We start from the raw sequence: 3,575 nt of genomic DNA on the forward strand, positions 1-3,575 counted from the left end.
CCGGGAGCTAGTCCACAGCGGGTGGAGACGTTGGTCACCGACCCCATTGAGCAAGAGCTGCGAGAACTGGATGCTATTGACACCATTACATCCACATCGCGCCTTGGTATTTCTGTGATTGAGGTGGAACTCAAAGAGGCGATCGCGAATGTGGATGAAATCTGGTCACAGGTAAGAGATAAAGCTTCAGATGCTATCCCTCTGCTACCAGTCGGCACCTCGGAACCAGAGGTAGACATTGCTACTATCTCTGCGAATGCTCTGATTGTAGGATTGGTATGGGACTTGCCAGAACCTCCTAACTACGGAGTATTGAGCCGTTTAGCAGAAACACTTCAAGAGGATCTACGCCGCATTCCAGGGACAAAAACCGTGGAACGTTTTGGGGAGGCCGAGGAAGAGATTCTGGTGCAGGTAGATCCTGTACAGTTGGGACAACTAGGTATCACACCACAGATGTTGGCGGCACAGTTACAGAGCAGTGACGCTCGGGTATCTGCTGGTCAGGTGCGTGGCCTTGAGAATCAACTGTTGCTGGAGCTTCAGGGGGAGCTGGATTCTCTGGAACGCATCCGCCGTACCCCTATTCAGTTTGGTACTGACGGTCAGTTTATCTATGTGGGCGATATAGCTCAGGTGAGGCGCAGCATTCGTGAACCTTTACCTGAGAAGGCACTGCTGGATGGACAGTCTGCAGTTGTGATCGCTGCTCAGGTAGAATCTCAAGAACGTTTAGATGTATGGGCTGTAATGGCTCGTTCAAGATTACAGGCGTTTCAAGCCTATCTTCCCAGTGGAATTCAACTGCGGGTGATTTTAGATCAAAGTCGCTATGTGGAAACCCGTTTGAACACTGTTTTAGGTAACTTACTGATTGGAGCAGGATTAGTCATTCTTGTAACCTGGGTGATCATGGGTTGGCAATCATCCTTAATTGTCGGACTGGCACTGCCGTTATCCTGTCTTATGGTGTTCGGCATGATGAACCTGCTTAGCATTCCGCTACACCAGATTTCGATTACGGGGCTGATTATTGCGTTAGGTCTATTAATCGATAACGCTATCATTATGGTAGATGAGGTAAAAATTCGTCTAGAGTCTGGTTTGAAAGGCTCACAAGCCGTGGGGCAGAGTGTGCGGTTTATGGCAGTACCGTTACTGGGATCTACGCTAACCACAGTCCTGGCTTTCTTGCCGATTGCTCTAGCACCTGGGGGTGTAGGAGAGTTCACGGGCACGATTGGCACAACGGTGATTCTGGCATTAACCAGTTCATTAATCTTAGCGTTGACGGTTATTCCATCCCTGATGGGACGCCTACATTATCTAGGGGGTGCTTCAGGAACAGCCTGGTGGCAGATCGGTTGGCACTCGCCTTGGCTAGCTCAGCTCTATCACAGATCGCTGAAGCTTACCTTTCGCCGTCCTGTCTTAGGTATTCTTCTGGGTCTAGTGCTGCCGATTCTCGGATTTGCCGTTGCCCCTCTTTTGCCCCAGCAGTTTTTTCCTCCTGCCGGACGGGATCAGTTTTACATTGAGATGCGTTTACCGATTCAGTCTTCGCTTGCCGCCACAGAAGCCGTAGCTGCCCAAGCCTATAAGAAACTCGTAACCTACCCTGAGGTACAGCAGGTAAGCTGGTTTTTAGGGGCTGCTGCTCCTCGTTTTTACTACAATGTTTTGGGTGGTCAGCAAGATTCACCTAACTATGCGCAAGCTTTGGTACAAGTCCGTCAAGCTGCCGATGCAAATCTTATCCAGAATTTACAGAAAGATTTGGATGCCACCCTGCCTTCTGCTCAAGTGTTGGTCAGGCAATTGGAACAAGGGCCTCCCTTTGAGGCACCCATTGAACTGCGACTCTACGGTCCAGATTTAGAGCAACTGCGATCTCTAGGAAACCAGATTCGCCAAGTTCTTACTCAAACGCCACAGGTGCGTCATACCCGTGCAACCCTAAGCGAAGCATTACCTAAACTTGGGCTCCTCTTGGATGAGGAAGAAACCCGACGCATCGGGCTGACAAAATCAGAGGTTGCTGCACAGCTAGATGCCTATTTAGAAGGGGTTGTGGGCGGCTCTGTTCTTGAAGATTCTGAGGAGATGCCCGTGCGCGTGCGGGTGGGCGATGAGGAGCGATCGCGTCTGGATACCATAGACTCTCTCGATATTGTGGGACAGCAACGGGTTCCTTTTTCCACCTTAGGACAGATGAGTTTAATGGCCGATCAACCTGCGATCGCTCGCCGACAGGGACAGCGTGTAAATACTATCCAAGCCTATGTCACGGCTGGAGTACTGCCCTCTCAGGTTTTAGCAGACTTTCTAGATCGCTTGGAACAGAGTGACGTGAGCTTGCCACCGGATTATCGGATCGAGTTAGGCGGAGAAGAAGATGCGCGGGGTTCCTCGATCGCCAACTTACTTTCTACCGTAGGCATACTTTTTGTGCTGATGGTTTCAACCCTCGTGCTTTCCTTTAATTCTTTTGCAGCAGCAGGAGTTATTTTAGCGATCGCTGGATGTGCCGCCGGATTGGGTCTAGGAGCTCTTTATATCTCAGGTTATCCCTTTGGCTTTACAGCTATTCTGGGTACCTTAGGGCTTGTAGGATTAGCAATTAATGATTCAATTGTAGTGCTTTCTGCCCTGCGAGATCATCCGCTAGCACGTCATGGAGATGTACAGGAGGTGACTTACGTCGTAAGCCGCTCCACCCGCCATATTATTGCTACGACATTAACTACCTTAGTAGGTTTTGTCCCGCTGTTATTTGACGCGACTGGATTTTGGCCGCCCTTAGCTATCTGCATAGCTGGTGGATTAGGTGGCACAACGATTTTAGCGCTGTATGCTGTACCTAGTGCTCATTTGTTATTGAACGATCCTCAACAACGATCTCGTGATTCAGAGCGTACCTCAATGACGTAGCCCCAACTTATTATCTGCTTGAGGGCAAGGTTTAGGCGAACTTATAGAACCCATTTGGGATCTCGGGAATGGAATGTAATGAGACAAAAATGGGCTATTCCGGCAGCTTGACTGATCGCGAGTAACTCATTGAACCGCTGTTGCCTTCTCAAAATCCTTGGAAAATCATCTTGGTGCGATCTGGTATTTCATCCATCACTACAATGCATCATTACTTGCGTAGCACTACCGACAGGCTGAAGCTTTAGAGACTTGGAAGGAAGAAACAGCAGGTGCAGCCCTTAGGGGGGCTTGAGTTCGTGGGTCGTGTGAAAACTAGCTTGTTTTAACACCAGCAGCAAGCTATGGGTTGCATTCATCCCATGGGCAGCGGCAACGTCTGCCAACACTTGCACATCTGATAATTCAGACGCGGCATAATCCACCAGAACGCCTCTGTAGCCCTCTTGTAAAGGGAGCGACGAAGCGGGGTCGAAGGCAGGATATCTTAGCCATGCCCCTTCAAACGGATTTGATACTCTATCTGATAGCTTTATTTAAAGTACAGCGTACTGATGATTCTATGCCAAGGTGCCGCCGAAGCAGTTGCCCTTCACGACGAACCGGCCGTCTCGCTAAAGTTATAGGTGCTACGCAGACGCTGA

2 protein-coding genes and 1 pseudogene are annotated in these 3,575 nt (G+C 49.6%); 2 read left to right on the forward strand and 1 reads right to left on the reverse strand.

Annotated features, from left to right (window positions below; all coding sequences use genetic code 11):
- Together V6D20_09585 and V6D20_09590 are read left to right on the forward strand one after the other, a co-directional pair.
- The coding region (locus tag V6D20_09585; GenBank protein HEY9816031.1) for an efflux RND transporter permease subunit at positions 1–2,931 on the forward strand (2,931 nt) is incomplete at its 5' end.
- Positions 2,932–3,046: 115 nt separating this feature from the next.
- Positions 3,047–3,154: pseudogene (locus V6D20_09590) on the forward strand (IS1 family transposase).
- Positions 3,155–3,212: 58 nt separating this feature from the next.
- Here the strand turns inward: V6D20_09590 and V6D20_09595 are convergent.
- Complete coding sequence (locus V6D20_09595) at positions 3,213–3,356, reverse strand: hypothetical protein (GenBank protein ID HEY9816032.1); 144 nt, start codon at positions 3,354–3,356, stop codon at positions 3,213–3,215.
- Between the last annotated feature and the right edge of the window lie 219 nt (positions 3,357–3,575).

The sequence above is a fragment of the Candidatus Obscuribacterales bacterium genome (assembly GCA_036703605.1).
Lineage (GTDB): Bacteria > Cyanobacteriota > Cyanobacteriia > RECH01 > RECH01 > RECH01.